Here is a 15,953-nt window from a genome sequence, read left to right on the forward strand (position 1 = left end):
CCCGCCTGCCTCTTCCGAGGCCGACTGGCATGGTGATGCATCGGAATTGTTTGCAAACTCAAGGAATGCGGTTCCGCATTCCGTCGTAGGCTTGCTATTCAGTTTTCAAAGACCGAACGAACCCGCCCGAACCGTTACCGGCTCGGACCTGACTTGCGCGGTGTCGCGAGGACAATCCGTTCCGTCAGCGAGGGCGGCGTATCTACCATCGGCTCCGGGGCGCGTCAACCATGTTTCTTCGCGCCGCTTCGCCTCATCCGCCGGAACGCCGCCTACCGCCACCCTCGCGTCCCGCCGGGGGTTCGAGGAAGAGCTACTCCGCCTCGAACCGCGCCGCGCGCTGCATCTCGTCGCGGCGGGCGAGCATGTAACACGGGCCTTTCCGGAGATCCATCCCGCACTCGAAAAAAAATCGGCGCCGTCTCCGGCGCCGAGCTCGTGACCTCTCGAGGAGCGGATCGCTCGCTAGAACGTGTAGCGGACGGTCGGGTAGATCGCGAAGCCGCTCGCCTTCGCCGTGGTCGCGTACACGTAGTCCGCGGCGAGGCCCACGGAGAAGTGGCGGAGGCGCGTGAAGTACTCGATCCCGGGCCCTCCGGCGACCACCAGGTCGTCGCTGCCGAAGAGGCCCTCGGGGTAGCTGCGGGCGTAGCCGCCGCGGCCGTGCAGGTACACGTAGAACCGCTCGAAGTCGTTCCGGTCCTTCGCCCCGAGCACCGCGACGCGGAGGTCGAGACCCGCGTTGTAGAGGCTGAAGGCGCCGTAATCGTCGTTCGCGCGCTCGTTTCCTCCCTGGCCGTAGAGCGAGACCGAGATCCGGCGGCCCAGGTCCACGCCGACGTTCGCGCCGACGAGCAGGCCCCCGGCCCGTCCTCCGCCCTCCCCCGCGTACGGGAACTTGGCGCGATCCGAGGTCGGTGTGTCGAGGAGGCCGAGGTAGCCGACCTCGAATCCGATGAAGAAGCCGCGCTCCACGTCGCGGAACCGCGCCGCGCGCGGATCCTCCTGCAGCGCGGGGGCGGATTCCTGCGCGAGGGCGAACAGGGGCGCCGCGAGCGCCACGGCGAGGACGAATCGCTTCAAGGCCGTCTCCCTAATTCCCGCCCGACGAGCGGAGGATCCACGGGTAGGTGATCACCGCGATGCCGCCGCCCTTGGGCTTCGGGAACTGCCAGCTCGTGATGCGGGACATCATGCACTCGTGGACCTTCGCGTCTTCGAGCGTCGTCGCCGGGCCGTCGACCTGCGGGCTCGCCGCCGACCCGTCGCCGTTGATGATCCACTTGATGGAGACCTTGCCCTGCAGCTTCGGATTGATCAGGAGCTGCTGCTCGTAGCAATAGCGGATCTGCGCGGCGTGATCCTGGATCACCTTGCGGATGAGCTCCTTGTCGATGGAGCCCATCACCACCGCGTTCCCCGTCGCGACGTTCACGTCGCGATCGCCCTTCTTGCCGAGGCCGCCGACGCCCGTGCCGTATCCGGCGTAGCCGCCGCCGCGACCCTTCGTGCCGACCGCCCCGATGCCGATCGTCTCGCCGGAGCCGCCGCCGCCCTTGCCCGAGCCGCGGATGCCGAGGCCGCCGAGCCCGTAGCTGTCGCCGACGACCGGCCCGAACATGTTGCCGACGGCGCCCTTCAGGTCGCCGCCGAGCCCCCCCGAGCCGAACACCGTCGAGAGGCCCGCCGAGCCGCCCCGGCCGAGCACGCCGAGCAGGCCGGTGCTCTTCACGATCTCCTTGGCGTTCGGGTCGATGGCCTTCGGGGCCGAGCGGGCGTTGGTCTTCGGGGCGTCCTTCTTGCCCATCTGACCCTCCTCGCCCTTGTGCTTCTCGGCCATCTCGCCGGGATCGCCCTTCTTCTCGCCCTTGGGCGCCTCGAGCTTCTTCTGCGGCTCGGGAGCCTTGATGATGAACTTCGCCATCCGTGAGGGGTTCTTGAACAGGTCGTCCGCGACGACGTCGGTGTCGTACGGGAAGTTGTTCGCCGCGACCATGAACCCGGCCTGCACGAAGAACAGGACGAGGAAGAGGTTCAGGAACTGATAGTTGATGCGCTCCCAGAAGGGCGCGCCCTTCACCGGCTCTGGCCGCTTCGGCCGCGCCTCCACCGCGAGCTGCGCGCCGATCTCCGCGCGGACCGCGCCCGCGCGAGGGACCGGGATCCAGTAGGCGCCCTCGACCTTCTCGTCCTGGGCGGCCTTCCTGGCCCGCACGAGCTCGCCGAAGGTCTGGGTGCCGGCCTTCTCCTCCAGGACGCCCGTCATGCCGCGGCGGAAGGTGAAGCGGTACTCGCCGTCCTCGAAGCGCAGGACCGGGAAGTCGTCGACGGGCAGCCCCTCGAGCCGGACGTCGCACCTCGGGCTCTCGCCGAGGAGCACCGGCCCCTTCGGCTGCACGAACGTCCCGGCCTCGAGGAGCGTGTCGCCCCACAGCACGCGGAGCTCGACGCCGAGATCGGTCTCGCGGGAGAGGTCCTCGAGCTCGGAGGCGGCGGCCCGGCGCGTGCGCGGGACGGGCTTGCGCGCGGCCGGCGCGGCGGTCTGCGCCACCGGCCGCGCCGGAGCGGAGACGGAGACGGGCGCGGCGCTCGCCGGGGAGGGCTCCGGGGATGGCGCGGCGGCGGCGGGCTCGACCGCGGCCGGCGCGGTCGCCTCGACCGCGTGGGCGGGCTTGCCGTTCGTGGTGCCGTTGGCGTGCGCGCCGTTCGCGCGGGCCGGGGCCGCGGCGGCGACCGCCGGCGCGGCGACGGCGTGGTTCGGCGTCGCCGCCGCCTCCGACAGCGCCGCGCGGGCGTCGGGCGACTCGAGCACGATGCGCAGGCCGCCGAGCGTGATCTGATCTCCCACGCGCAGCGCGCCGCGGCTCACCTTCTTGCCGTTGACGAACGTCCCCTCCGCGCTGCCCATGTCGATGATCGAGATCGCGCCGTCGGGCGCGACCTCGATGACCGAGTGGATGCGGGAGATCTTGTCGTCCTCGAGGCAGAGGTGCGCCGAGGCGAGGCGCCCGATCTTGATGATCTCGCGGTTGAACTGCTCGCTTCGTACGAGCTCGTCGCCGCGGAAGACCGTGAGGGTGATGGGGGTGGCCATGGGTTCCTAGAGGTCGCCGGACGCCTGCATCACCTTGTCGCGCCAGTTCTCGCGGATCTTGATGAGGTTCGAGTGATCGACCTTGCGACGCGCCTCGACGTACTCGCCGTCGGGCCGCTTCAGGTCGCCCTCGATCGTGTCGTCCTCGAAGTTGATGACCGTCTTCTTCTCGTACTCCACCTTCGGCTCCTGCGCGGACCGCTGCGCTTGCGCGGGCTCGCGCGACTGGGCGAGCGTGGCGAGCGGGAGCGCGAGCGCTGCGACGGCGAGAAGGTTACGCATCTTCGGGACCTCGTTCCTCTCGAAAGCTTACCACCGTGGCAGCGCGGGCAAGAAGCGCCCGCCTCCTCGCTTCACCGCGCGGGGCCCTGCGTGGATGTGGTCGCAGCGCCCGCATCGACCGCACCCGGCGCCTGCGCGCCGGGCGGCTTCACCGCGCCCTGGCCGGCCTTCTTCGCCGCCTCCTCGGCGGCCTTGCGCTCGGCGTCGAGCTGCATCTGCTTCGCCGCCTCGGTCGCCCGCCGGTTCTCCTCCAGGATCTGCACGCACTCGCGCTCGAGCCGCGGCGCAGGGGAGTCGGTGGCAGCGACCGGCCCCGCAGCGCGCGCGTACGCGCGGAAGGCCTCGATGGCCGGCTGGCACTCGTTCTTCACCCGCATGTAGAGCACCCCGCGCGCGAGGTGCACCTCGGGCAGCGTGTCTCCAGCAAGCTTCTCCGCCTGGCCGTAGGACGCGAGCGCCTCGTCGGGCTTCCCGAGGTGGCGCTTCGCCACCCCGAGCGCGAGGTGCACAGGAGCGTTCTTCGGCTCCACCAGGAGGATGGCCGCCGCGTGCTCCGCGACCGCGCTCCACGCCTGCTTCCGGGCGGCGGCCTCGAGCAGGGCATACCGCGCCGGGAGGTAGTCCCCCGAGAGCGCGAGGGCCTTGCGGTACTGAGCCGCGGCCCCGGCCTCGTCTCCCTGGCGGGCGAGCACCTGCCCGCTCACCCAGGGCAGCTCGGGGTCCTTCGGGTCGAGCTTCTGGGCGCGGAGCGCGATGAGGTTCGCGAGCTCGAGCTCGTTCCGCTGCAGCGCGACGCGCGCGAGCACCTTGTTCGCGCCGAGCGAGGACGAATCGCGGAGCAGCGCCTCGCGCGCGAGCCGCCACGCCTCGTCGAGCTGCCCCGAGGCGCGGTAGAGCGCCGCGAGGCGGGCGCGCGCGATCGCGTCCTCGGGGAAGTCACGGACGATCCGGGCATAGAGGGCGGAGGCGGCGGGGACGTCGCCCTGCTTCTCGAGCAGCACGCCGAGGTTCACGGCCGCCTGCCGGAGCGAGGGCTTCGCGGCGAGCGCGCGCTCGTACGCCGCCCGCGCGCCCGAGGCGTCGCCCTGCCCCTCCAGCGACACGCCGAGGTTGTAGCGGGCCTCCGGGATCTCCTCGGCGTCGAGCACGGTGCGCCACTTGCGCTCGAGGTGCGCCCAGTCGGTGGGGACGCCGAGCTTGCGCTGATCCTCCTGCGCCTTCAGCGCCTCCGCGAAGAGCCGCTGGGCGCGCGCCCCGCCGGCGTCGCCGTCCGGGGAGCTGGCCGACGGCGCGGAGGTGGCCGGCCGGGTGCGGTCGTGGGGGGCGTCCGCGGGACGCGGGCGGGATCCAGCGCAGCCGATCGCGCCGGCGAGCAGGATCGCGGGGACGAGTCGTCGGGTCGTCGTCACGGCAGCAGGTCCTCGTCTTCGTCGTCGGCCTTCTTGCGGTCCTTCCGCGACGGCAGCGGCTCGTCCTTCACGGCGCGTTGCTGCGGGTCCGCCGACGGCGCGCGCGCCTCGCTGCGCTGGGCCGCCGGCGTCACGCGGAGCGGCGGCAACGCCGGCTCGGCGCGGTGGACCTGCGCCGGCTTCGCCGCGGGAGCGACGGGCTGGATCTGCGCGAGGATGCCGTAGCCGCTCGGCATGTCGCGCGCCTCGGGCGTCGCGATGCGGGGCAGCACCTCGGGGGACGGCCCGTACTCGTCGGGCTTGTACTTCACGAGGATCGCCGTCGCCTGCTTGGCGCAGTCGTTCACCACGCCGTAGTCGCGCGACGCGTTCATGGCGAGCTCGAGCCCCTCGATCGCCTTCTGCTCGAGCGGCTCGGCGACCTGCGCGAGCTGCGCCTTGTACTCCTCCACGAGCGCCCGCTGCCCGCGGATCTCGCGCGGTATCGGCGCGTCGAAGAGCGTCTGCGCGAAGCGCTTGTAGCCGAGGCCGATCTTGTAGAGCGCGCAGATGGCCGGCTCCGCCTGCTTGAGCTTCACCACCTGCCCGTACGCCCCCTCGAGCTGCTTCAGCTTGCGACCCTTCACCTGCAGCTGCGCCTTGAGCTGCTTCGGCGCGACGTTCAGGGTGATGCGCTCGTACTCGGCGAACTCGGGCTCGAGCTCGAGGTACATGGCCTGGGCGGCGACCGGCAGGCCGCGGTCCTTCACGCGCCCCTGGTTCCGCTTCCAGTAGTGGAGCGCCTCCTCGTAGGTCTCGCGCGCGAGGCGAGCGCTGCCCGCCTTCTCGTACAGCTTCGCCACGCGCTGGGTGATGGCGAGCCACTCGTCCGGATCCCGCGCGTAGCGCTGGCGGTACTCCTCGAGCTGCTTCAGCTCCTTCGAGGGCTGGCCGCGCTTGCCGTAGAGATCGGCGAGGGAGAGGAACATGCGCGGAGCGTCGGCGCCCTTCGGCCAGGTCTCGAGGTAGGCCTCGCTCGCCGCCTCCGCGCGCGCCCACTCCCGGAGGCCCGCGCGGAACACCGCCGCGTTGATGATGGCGTCGTTGGCCTTCTTCTCGTCGTAGGCCGCGGTGCGCTCCTGCGGCTCGGCGGGCTTTCCCCGCCCGCCCTTGCCGCGCGGCTCGCCGGCCGTGCGCTTCCACTCGCGGAAGTAGCGCTCGTACAGGTCGGCCGCCCTCGCGAAGTCGGCGATCGCCTCGAACGCCTCGGCGTTGTCGTAGAGCGACTTCGGCGCGAGCTCGTTGCCCGGGTAGCGCTGCAGGAACTGCTCGCGGACCTCCATCGCCTTGTCGAGCCGGTGCGCCCGGCCGTAGTCGACGGAGGCGTTGTAGAGCGCGGTCGGGGCGAGGCGCGACTGAGGCCAGTCGCGCGAGAACGCGATGTACTCCTCGGCCGCCGCCTCGTAGTCGCGCGCCCGCTCGCGCTCCTCGATGATCTTGAACGCGCTCTGCTCGATGACGCGCGCGAGGTCGTCCTTGAGCGCGGGGTGCGCCTTGAGGAGCGCCGCGTTCGAGTAGAAGCGCTTCGCCCAGCCGTTCACGTTCCGCCAGTCGCCGAGCAGGTTGTAGGCGTCGAGGACGAGGTTCGTCGAGTAGCCGGCGAGCTCGTGGTCGGGGTGATCGAGCGCGATGCGCGTGAAGAGGTCGGTCGCCTCGGCGAACGCGTTGTGGCGGTAGTGGATGTTGGCCGCCTTGTAGGCGATCTCGACCCACTTCTCGCCCTTCGGCTGGTACCGGAGGTACCGCTCGCAGGCCGCGAGGAGCTTCTGGCGCGGCGGCGCGAGCGGGAGGCGCTTCTTGGGATCGGTGGGGACGCGCTTCTCGGTCTCGTCGAGCTTCTTCGCGACGAGGTCCCACGCGAAGACCGCGTTCTCGAGCGCGTCCTTGAAGAACTTGCCGGGCTTCGCGGGCGGCTTCGCCTCGATCGCCTTCACGTCCTGGAGGGCGACCTGCTCGTACTCCGCGCCCGCGCCCTCGAAGTCGGCGAGCGCGTAGCGGAGCTCCGCGTGGAAGAAGCGCATCTCGTACGCGGTGGGCTCGTTCGGGAACACGTCGAGGTAGTCGCGGTACACCGCCGCGGCGTACGCGGCCACCGGCTCGTCGCGCGTCTTCTTCCACTCGTTGTGGTACTGCACCGCGAGCACGCGCAGGGTCTGCTCGGCGTCCCGGCGCGCCTCGGAGAGCGCCTTCTTGCTCTTCTCGTCCTTCGCCGCCGGCGACGCCTCGATGTCGCGCAGCATCTTCACGAACACGTGGGCCTGCTGGACCGCCGCCTCCTTGCGGCCCATGCGCCCGGCGGACGTCACGATGCGCGACTGGTAGAAGGGCGACTCCGGCGAGAGCGGCTTCTCGCGGATGAGTCGCGCGTACACGAGGATCGCGTCCCGGTCCTTGCCGTCGCCGTAGTAGAGGTCGGCGAGGGACCGGAGCATGTCCCACCAGCCCTTCTCGCCGCCGACGCGCCGGAACTCCTCCGCGGCCGCCTCGGCCGAGCCGACGTGGCTGTAGGTGCGGACGTAGTCCTTCCGCGCCTCCTTCACGAGCGCGAGCTTCTTGTCCGCGGGGACGGTGCTGGTCGGCAGCTCGCCGAAGTAGATGACGGCGCGGAACAGCTCGAGCGACTGGTCGTACTCGCCGAGGTTGTAGTGCACCCAGCCCTGCTTGTAGAGCGCGTAGGCGTAGACCGAGCTCTCCTGGTACTCCGCCGCCTTCTTGTAGGACTCGAGCGCCTGCTTCAGGTTGCCGGTGCGGTCCGCCTTGTTGGCCTTCTCGAAGTAGTACTCGCCGAACGCCATCCACGCGTCCGGCACGTAGCGCGAGTTCGGGAAGCGCTGGATGAGCGCGCGGTAGGCCTTGAGCGCGTCGGGATCGAAGCGATCGTGCTGCGAGAGGTTCTCGGCGAGGAAGTAGAGCACCTCGTCGAGGCGCGGGTACTTCGGGTACTTCGCGATGATCGCCTTGTAGAGGGCGACCGCCTGCCCCTGGAGCTTTCGGGACTGACCTTCGAGGTCGGTCTTCTCCGCCTGGAGCCGCGCGGTCTCGGCCGGGTTCCCCTTGCCGAGCGCGATGAGCTGATCGTCGCGGCGGTTCGCCTCGAAGAAGAAGTACTGCGACTCCTCCCACAGCAGCTCGGCGAGCCGGAAGTACCACTGGGGCGTCTCGACCTCGGAGCCGCCGCCGAGGTCGATGAGCTTGCGGAGGGAGGCGATCTCCTCGCGCCGCTTGTCCGAGACCTGGACCTCGATGGTCTTGCGGAACGCCTCGAAGGCGAGCGCCGGGCCGCCGGCGTCCTTCGCCCCGGGGCGCGCCGCCTCGAGGGTGCCGCCGAGGGCGGCGTCCGGCGCGACCGAGCGCTTCTGGCCGAGGTCGGCCTCGCGGGGCGGGGCCTTCGAATCCGCACCGGCCGTGGAAATGCCGAGCGCCAGGGCGACGCCAGCGACGAGAGCACGATGCATCCTCGAGGCTCCTCTCGGACTTCTACCGGGCCGCGGCGCGGGACCGCGGCAGGCGATCCTTGCAGCCCTTGGTGAGCGTGTACGAGTACGTGCCGAGCTCGTCGCGCCAGAACTCGCCCTCGTAGGGCCAGTAGAGGTGCTCGTCCGAGACGGCGGTCGAGTACTTGAGATCCCGGACGACCTCCACCTGGCTCCCCCGCGCGAGCGCGCCCTCGAGGACCTCCCGCTCCTTGCGCGACACCTCGATCTGGATCCGCAGTGCCTGCGCGAGCAAGGTCCGGAGGGAGTCGCGCTCGTACTCGAGCTTGCCGCGCGCGCGCGCACCAGCCTCCTGGACGAGCGCCGCCTTGTCCGCGCGGAGCTTCTCGAGCAGGTCCTTCGCGAGCGCCGACTCGCGGAACTCCGGGCGCCGCCCCGCGATGCCCGCGTCCGTCTCGTCGTCGATCTCGCCGATCGACTCGGCGAGGCGGCGGATGTTCTGGTCCGTGTAGGCGACCTTCAGGATCCGGCGCATGATCGCGCCGCCCTTGCCGTGCGGCGACTGCTCGATGACCTCGAAGTACGCCTCCGGCGTCTGCGGCCGCGTGGTGATCGCCGCGAGCTCCTCGTACACGGGCTCGTAGAGCCGCGAGAAGGACTCGAGCACGCGGCGCGCCTCGGGGTAGCGGCAGTTCTCGTAGTAGACGATCGCCTCGAGCACGTACGACTCGGGGAAGTACTCGTCCTGGAAGTACGGCGACTGGAGCGTGAGGAGGTTGCCGAGGGTCTTCTCGTAATCCCCGATCCGGTAGTGGGCGTACGACGCCTCCCACAGCCCCTCGAGCCAGCGCTCCCCGCCCCAGGGCATCTTGCCGTAGTACCAGATGGCGTAGCGGTTCTGCCGGTTCTGGTAGTGGATGCGCGCGAGCTGCAGGAACGCGAGCTCGCGCAGCTCCGGGTCCGGGTGGCGGCCGCGCTTCGGGTTCGTGAGGCGGATGACCTCCTTGAACGCCTCGACCGAGGCCTGGTCCTCGCCCTGCGCGAACAGCACGAGGCCGTCGACGAAGCGCGCCTTCGCGTAGATGTCGCCCGCGTCCTCGCCGGCGGAGGGCGCGTCGGACGGCACGGGGGGCGCCGCCCCCGCCTCGCGGCGTACGAGCGACACGAGCTTGCGCGACTCGGCCCAGGCCGCCTTCGCGTCGGCCGCGCGACCGGCGTCGGCGAGCGCGCGGCCGCGCTCGAACTCGTACTTCGCGAGCAGGAAGTGGAAGCGGTCCTCGTACGCGGGCGGGAAGCCCCACTGCGCGTGCCGGGCGACGCGGTTCAGCACGGGCTGCTCGTTCTTGAGCTTGCGGCCGACGTGGAACACCCACTCCAGCGCGGAGTGGTAGAAGCGCGAGCCGCGCGGGCCCTTCTCCAGGATCTCGTCGAACGAGGCGAGGGCGGAGTGGTTGAGCCCCATGCGCACGAGCGCCTTCGCGCGCTGGTAGCGCGCCTCGTCGTGGACCTCGCGGAAGGTGGGCTCGCGCAGGATCTGGTCGAACGCCAGCGCCGCCGTCTCGGTCGCCTTCTCGTCGAGGAGCTTCTTCGCCGCGGCGAGGCGCTCCTTCGCGATCGCGGTGGCCTTGGGATCGGCTGGCGCGAGCTTGAGGCCGGGGAGCTCCTGCGGCGGCGGCGCCTCCGGGGCGCGGGCCGCGGGCTGCTCCGGCGGTTCGCCGGGGAGCGCCTCGACCGGCTTCTCGGGCTCGGGCGTGGGCTCGGGGAGCGGCAGGGGCGCCTCCTCGCGCTTCGGCGACGAGGGCGCCGCCTTGGGCGCGGGCTTCTTCTTCTTCGTCGCCTGAGCCTTCTTCTTGGCCGGCTTCGTCTCCTCCTTCTTCGGCGCGGAGAGGTCGATCCCGAGCTGCGCGCGCGCGGCGGGCGCGGCGAGAAGCGCGGCCAGGAGGACGGCCAGGCGGCCCTTCGACGACAGACGGTGGCAGGTCGGGCGCGTCATGGGCGGGCTCACGGGAGCGGACGGTTGCCGAACGGGAGGAAGACGGAGAGGCCGAGCTCGGTGAAGATCTGGTTCTGCCAGTCCTTGCCGGCCCCGTTGTTCGGCACCTCCACGCCGTACACGTAGTCCTTCACCTCGAGGCGGAGGGCCAGCCATTCCTTGAGGAACAGGCGCGCCCCGAGCCCCACGTGGCCGCCGACCGTGCTGACGAGCGCCGGGTCCTTCCCGCTCGCCGCCAGCGCGGCGGCGTCCGTCGGCCCGAGGACCTCGTCGTGCGAGATGAGGTCGGCGCCCGCCAGGATCGACAGGTCGAAGTGCGCGACCTTCTCCGCGAACACGTTGAGCTTGCCGTACACCGGCGCCCAGGCGATCTCGGCGCCGACGATCCGGCGCAGCTTGCCGGGCACCTGCAGCAGCATGGCGTCGTTCGCGTCGACGCAGCCGCTGTTCTTGGGGCAGACCACGGCGGAGCCGGTTCGCGCGGTGGCGCCGAGGGCGCCCTGCGCGGAGACGGACCAGGCCTCGGTGAGGTGGTACCCGAGCTTCAGGCCGCCGAAGTACTTGGAGTAGAAGGCGTCGTTCAGCGACAGGTCGCCGGTCGCGGTGAGCTCGAACCGGCCCGCCTTCCGGTAGAGCTGGCCGGAGACGGGCGGGATCTTCCCCGCGAAGGCGTCGGCCTTGGTCTGGGCGAGGGCGGCCCGGGGCGCGGCCGCGGCGAGCGCGGCGAGCGCGACGAGCGCGAGGACGCTGCTTCTGGCGCGGCGCGCGGTCATGGGTAGACGTACTCGAAGCGCGGGGGGAAGAAGAACGACAGGCCGACGTTGGCCACGAACACGCTCTGCACGGTCCCGGGCACCGAGAGGATGGGCTGGTCCGGGTAGAGCGTCGCCATGAGCCCGAGCTCGAAGGCGAGCCATTCCTTCGGATAGAAGCGGACGCCGCCGCCGAGATCCGTCGCGAGGTGCGGCCCCTCCTTGCGCGGCTCGAGGCTCGTCGCGCTCCAGACGAGGCCGAAGCCCGCCGCGAGGAAGACGTCGAAGTGGAGGATGTCCGAGCCGAGGATCGAGGCCTTGCCGTACACTGGCGACCAGATGCCGTCGACCATCGCCTGCCCGTAAAGCTGGGACGTGAGCAGCTGGCTCTGGAACGCGATCTTGCCCTCGCGCACGTTGTCGGTGCGCAGCCGCTCGTAGTACGTGCCGCGCAGGGCGAGCGCGAAGCTGTCCTGCAGGTTGTAGGCGAGCCGCAGGCCGCCGCCGAACTTCTGGTAGAAGGCGTCGTTCACCGTCGCCGAGAACATCGGCGTGAGCTCGAGCCGGCCGCGCTTCAGGAAGCCCTTGCGCTGGACCGCCTTCACGCGGTCGCCGAGCGCGACGTCCTCGTCCGTGAAGGGCAGGAGCGGCCGCTTCCCCTGCTTCTCCTTCTCGGGAGCCGCCGCCGGCCGCTCGCCCGCCCGCGCACCGCCGGGCTTGGAGAGGTCGATCGGCGGCTGCTCCTCCGCATCGGAGGGCGGCCGCTGCTCCGGAGCCTCCTGAGGCGGAGGCTGGGTGAGATCGATGCCGGGCACCTCCTGCGCGAACGTCCAAGCAGGAGAGAGCACGACCGCTAGCCAGGTGGCGAGGAGCGTTCTCATATGAGGTGGCGTGGGCAGCGCCCGGTGGGCATCCTAGCCAAAGGGCGGTGGAGGGGCAACGAACCGACCCGCGAGAAAACCGCGTCGGTACGCGGCTGTACGCCGCTGTCGGCGCTCGACCGCCTCCCTGGACGCCAGCTTGTCGGAGGGCAGAGCGCGTGCTAACGATTCCGCGACCCATGCGCTCCGCCGCCTCCAAGCTCGCCGTCGCGCTCGCCTCCACCCTCGCGTTCGCCGCTTGCCAGAACCCCGACGTCGGCGAGCCGTGCACGCTGCAGTGGGGAAGTGACAGCTCGCTCCCTCGCCCGACTCCGACGGACGCGAAGGGCGACTACTTCCAGTCCGGCAACCCCGCCTGCGACGACCTCGTCTGCATCGTCTCGCCGGCGGCCGCGGGCTCGCGGTACGCCGACCGCTGCACGGCGGCGAACGGGGAGAACTGCGGCTACTGCTCCAAGCCGTGCGTCTCGAACAAGGACTGCTACACGAGCGAGACGGGGCTCGTCTGCGACATCCTCCTGCCGGACGAGAACTTCCTCGCCACGCTCGACCCCGCGGTGCGCGAGCGCTACCTCGGCGACATCGCTTTCTCGTCCTACTGCGTCGTGCCGCGTTGACGGTGCGCCTCGCGCGCGCTCTCCCGGCGCTCCTCGCCCTCTGCTGCGTGAACGCCAAGGGGCCCGACTCGCCCGCGCCCGCCGCCCGCGTGGTCGTGGAGACCTCCGCCGGCGCGCACCACCCGGTCCGCGTGGAGCTCGCACGCAACGACGCCGAGCGCGCGCGCGGGCTCATGTGGCGGGAGCGGCTCGACCCGGAAGCGGGCATGCTCTTCCTCTTCGAGGAGAGCGAGGTCCACGGCTTCTGGATGAAGAACACCCTCATCCCGCTCGACATGATCTTCATCGGCGACGACGGCCGGATCGTCGGGATCGTCGAGAGCGCCGCGCCCCGGACGACGACGCTGCGCGAGGTGGGCGCGCCGAGCCGTTACGTGCTCGAGGTGAACGGGGGCTGGTGCGCGGCGCGCGGCGTCCGCGCCGGCGACCGGGTGCGGTTCGAGAACGTGCCGCGGTTCTGAGACGATCTCACGGGGACTGCGTCCCCGCCCCGTCGACGGCTGACCGCCGTCGCCGGGGCCCCACTCCTGCTCGCCGGGTCCCGTGCGCCAGCGCGTGGCGGCTTCGCCGCGAACGCGGTGGCGCCCCGGCGGGCTTGCTTCGCTCGCCTGCTGGCGAAGCTTCGATCGTTCGGGACTGCGTCCCCGCCCCGCCGACGGCTGACCGCCGTCGCCGGGGCCCCACCCCTGCTCGGCGGGTCCCGTGAACGGTCGCGCCCGCTTCGCGGGTTCGCGACCGTTCCCCGCCGGGGGGGGCAGCGGCCCCAGCCCCCCCGCCCCCCCCGGGGCCCCCACCCCGGCCGCGGTGAAAGCTCCCGGCGAACCCGCCCGCCGACGAGCGTTCTCTGCCCGTCACGCCTTGCGCAAGAGCTTCTTCGCGAGCTGCGGGCCGAGGCTCTCGGACATGAGGCCCTCGACCGTGGTCTCGAACGCGCCGCGGTCGCGCGAATCCGCCCAGACGAAGCGGATCCCCATCCCCGGCGCGTCGCCGCCCGTGGCCGCGTGGACCACCTCGCCCGAGAGCTCGAACGGCGCCGGGCGCCCCGGGATGGTGAGACGGAACAGGAACCGGGTGCCCACCGGGAGCGCCTTGCGCGTCTTGATGAACGTGCCGCCCTTCGAGATGTTCTTCGTATAGTCGGCGAAGAAGCTGTTCAGCTTCTTGTAGTCGACCTTGAGCTCGATCGGCGCGCGGGCGTGCTCGCGGTTCTCCATCATCTCGCGCCATGTTATCCCGGAGCCGGCGCGGCCGACAGCACGCGCCGGCAGAGGCCCTCTCGTGGAGCCGCCCTTCCTCCACATCGCCGCCGCCCTCGCGCGCCGCCGCGCCGTCCGCGCGGGCGCCCTCGCCCTGCTTGCCCTCGGGTTCGCGGCGGGCTCGCTGCCCCTCCTCGACGCGCCCGGGTACGAGCTCGGCGAGGCGGGCGCGCTCCTCGCGGCGGCGCTCGCCCCGCTCCTCGCGCTCGCCGCCGTGCGGATCGAGCGGAGCCGCCCCGAACCGTCCCCCGCCGCCGCGTTCGGGGGCGCCGCTCTGGTCGCGTCCGCGCTCCTCGCCCTCCTCTTCGCCGGGAGCGTGGCCCGGGCCGCGATCGGGCCCTGCAGCGCGCTCACGAAGGCGGCCGCCTTCTTCCCGCTGCTCGCCCTCCCCTCCGCGCTCCTCGCGGCCGCGATCGCGACGCTCGCCGCCTTCGCCGCGCGCGGGCGCGCGCCCTCGACGGCGGCCCTCTACTCGGCGGCGCTGGTCGGCGCGCTCGCCTGGACGCTCCGCGCCGCCTATCGAGGCCCGGCAGCCTTCCTCTTCGATCCCCTCCTCGGCGCCTGGCCCGGCCCGCTGTACGACGAGGCGCTCCCGATCGACGCGCGCCTCCTGCTCTTCCGCGGAGAGGCCGCCGCCTGGGCGGCGGCGCTCGTCGCGGTCGCCGAGGCGGTCGTCCGCACGCGCCGCGCCGGGCTCCGCGCGGCCGCCGCGCCGCTCGTGGCGCTCCTCGTCGCCGCCGGCGCAGTGGCGGGCGCGCGCGCCACCCGGGACGCGCTCGCGCTCTCCGGCGATCGGGCCGCGATCGCCCGCGCGCTGGGCGGCCGGCGCGACGGGCCGCGCTGCACGCTCCACCTCCCGGCCGAGAAGCCCGCGGCGGCGGCGGACGGGCTCCTCGCCGAGTGCGAGTTCAACGCGGCGGACCTGGCGCGCGTGCTCGGGCTCGAGACCCCGCCGCACGTGACGGTGTTCGTGTACCGCAGCGCCGCGGAGAAGCGCCGCCTCGTCGGCGCGGCGGCGACGGAGTACGCGAAGCCCTGGCTCGCGGAGGCGCACGTCGTCGACGCGCCCTTGCCGCACCCCGTGCTGCGGCACGAGCTCGTCCACGCGCTGGCGGGGGCGATCGCGCGCGGGCCGCTCCGGGTCCCGGCGCGCGCCGGCCTCCTCCCGTCCGCCGGGCTCGTGGAGGGGCTCGCCGTCGCGCTCGAGATCCCGCGCGGCGACTGGACGATCCACGAGTGGTCGCGCGCGGCCCGCGACCTGCACCTCCTGCCCGACGTCGCGGCCATCGTCGGGCCGGCGGGGTTCTGGACGCAGGCGCCGGCCCGCGCCTACACGGCGTCGGGGAGCTTCCTCGCGTTCCTGCTCGAGCGGCACGGCGCGGCGAAGCTCGCCCGCGCGTACCGCGACGGCGACCTCGCCGCTGCGTTCGGCGCGCCCCTCGACGCGCTCGTCGCCGAGTGGCAGTCGTTCCTCGACGGGGTGACGGTGCCGCCGGGGCTCGAGGCCGCCGCGCGCGCACGGCTCGGGCGGACGAGCCTCTTCGCGCGGCGCTGCGCGCGCGAGGCGGCGGCGATCGCGCTCGACGCGGCGGGCGCAGCCGGGAGCGGGCGCACCGCGGAGGCGTGCCGGCTGTGGCGCCGCTTCGGCACGTTCGGCGAGGCCGCCGGCGCGGAGAAGGCGGCGGGGGACGCGCTCGCCCGCGGCGGGGATCTCGATGGGGCGGCGGCGGCGTTCGCCGCGGCGCGCGCCCGGGCCGCTCCGGAGGACGGCGCGCTCCGGGCCGCGATCGCCTCCGCAGAGGGCGATCTCGCCTGGCGACGCGGCGACCTCTCCGCCGCGGATCGCGCCTGGGCGAGCGCGCTCGCGGCGCACCCGGATCGCGCGGAGGCGCGACTCCTCGAGGCCAAGCGCGCGGCAGCGGCGGCCCCGGCGCTCGGCGCGGCGGCGCGCCCCTACCTCCTCGGCGACGGCGACCCCGCGCTCGCCCTCGCGCGGGTGGCGCGCGTCCCGGGGCCGCTCTCCGCCTACCTCCTCGGGCGCGCCCTCTACTCCCGCGGCGAGGCGGGCGCGGCGCTGCCCGAGCTCTCGCGCGCGGACGCGGGCCCGCTCCCCCCGGCGCTCGCCGCCGAGGCGCGCGCGCTTCACGCCGAGGCGTGCTGCCTGTCCGGGGACACGCGGGCGGGAGGGGCGGAGCT

General features: G+C 72.6%; 12 protein-coding genes. 3 read left to right on the plus strand and 9 right to left on the minus strand.

The window, feature by feature from the left end:
- Window positions 1-465: 465 nt before the first annotated feature.
- The 8 genes from cglE to MNY62_RS23535 all read right to left on the minus strand — a co-directional run bounded on the left by cglE (window position 466) and on the right by MNY62_RS23535 (window position 11,884).
- Entirely contained in the window at window positions 466-1,083 is a 618-nt protein-coding gene (gene cglE / locus MNY62_RS23500; RefSeq protein ID WP_242346766.1) for an adventurous gliding motility protein CglE, read from the minus strand.
- Between the two features lie 10 nt (window positions 1,084-1,093).
- Complete coding sequence (gene gltG, locus MNY62_RS23505; RefSeq protein ID WP_242346767.1) at window positions 1,094-3,094, minus strand: adventurous gliding motility protein GltG; 2,001 nt, start codon at window positions 3,092-3,094, stop codon at window positions 1,094-1,096.
- A gap of 6 nt (window positions 3,095-3,100) precedes the next feature.
- Window positions 3,101-3,376, minus strand: coding sequence for an adventurous gliding motility protein CglF (gene cglF, locus MNY62_RS23510; protein WP_242346768.1), 276 nt, complete (start codon window positions 3,374-3,376; stop codon window positions 3,101-3,103).
- A 71-nt stretch (window positions 3,377-3,447) separates the two neighbouring features.
- Window positions 3,448-4,785, minus strand: a complete 1,338-nt coding sequence (gene gltE, locus MNY62_RS23515; RefSeq protein WP_242346769.1) for an adventurous gliding motility TPR repeat lipoprotein GltE — start codon at window positions 4,783-4,785, stop codon at window positions 3,448-3,450.
- Window positions 4,782-8,279 (minus strand): tetratricopeptide repeat protein, encoded by a 3,498-nt coding sequence (locus tag MNY62_RS23520; protein ID WP_242346770.1) that lies wholly within the window; start codon window positions 8,277-8,279, stop codon window positions 4,782-4,784. Before MNY62_RS23520 ends, gltE begins: the two co-directional genes overlap by 4 nt.
- A 22-nt stretch (window positions 8,280-8,301) precedes the next feature.
- Entirely contained in the window at window positions 8,302-10,251 is a 1,950-nt protein-coding gene (gltC, locus tag MNY62_RS23525; protein WP_242346771.1) for an adventurous gliding motility protein GltC, read from the minus strand.
- A gap of 8 nt (window positions 10,252-10,259) precedes the next feature.
- The gene (locus MNY62_RS23530; protein WP_242346772.1) at window positions 10,260-11,024 is read right to left on the minus strand and encodes an outer membrane beta-barrel domain-containing protein; all 765 of its coding nucleotides are present in this window, start codon (window positions 11,022-11,024) and stop codon (window positions 10,260-10,262) included.
- Window positions 11,021-11,884 (minus strand): outer membrane beta-barrel domain-containing protein, encoded by an 864-nt coding sequence (locus MNY62_RS23535; RefSeq protein ID WP_242346773.1) that lies wholly within the window; start codon window positions 11,882-11,884, stop codon window positions 11,021-11,023. Before MNY62_RS23535 ends, MNY62_RS23530 begins: the two co-directional genes overlap by 4 nt.
- Window positions 11,885-12,063: 179 nt before the next feature.
- Between MNY62_RS23535 and cglC the strand changes: the two genes are divergently transcribed.
- Together cglC and MNY62_RS23545 are read left to right on the plus strand one after the other, a co-directional pair.
- Window positions 12,064-12,501, plus strand: a complete 438-nt coding sequence (gene cglC / locus MNY62_RS23540) for an adventurous gliding motility lipoprotein CglC (RefSeq protein WP_242346774.1) — start codon at window positions 12,064-12,066, stop codon at window positions 12,499-12,501.
- A 2-nt stretch (window positions 12,502-12,503) separates the two neighbouring features.
- Window positions 12,504-12,962, plus strand: a complete 459-nt coding sequence (locus MNY62_RS23545) for a DUF192 domain-containing protein (protein WP_242346777.1) — start codon at window positions 12,504-12,506, stop codon at window positions 12,960-12,962.
- Between the two features lie 390 nt (window positions 12,963-13,352).
- On the opposite strand, the gene MNY62_RS23550 is transcribed toward MNY62_RS23545, so the two are convergent.
- Entirely contained in the window at window positions 13,353-13,718 is a 366-nt protein-coding gene (locus MNY62_RS23550; protein ID WP_242346775.1) for a TIGR02266 family protein, read from the minus strand.
- Between the two features lie 61 nt (window positions 13,719-13,779).
- Between MNY62_RS23550 and MNY62_RS23555 the strand changes: the two genes are divergently transcribed.
- Window positions 13,780-15,953 (plus strand): type VI secretion system protein (locus tag MNY62_RS23555; RefSeq protein WP_242346776.1); only part of this gene is annotated, 2,174 nt, incomplete at its 3' end.

This window comes from Anaeromyxobacter terrae, assembly GCF_022690685.1.
GTDB classification, from domain to species: Bacteria; Myxococcota; Myxococcia; order Myxococcales; family Anaeromyxobacteraceae; genus Anaeromyxobacter; species Anaeromyxobacter terrae.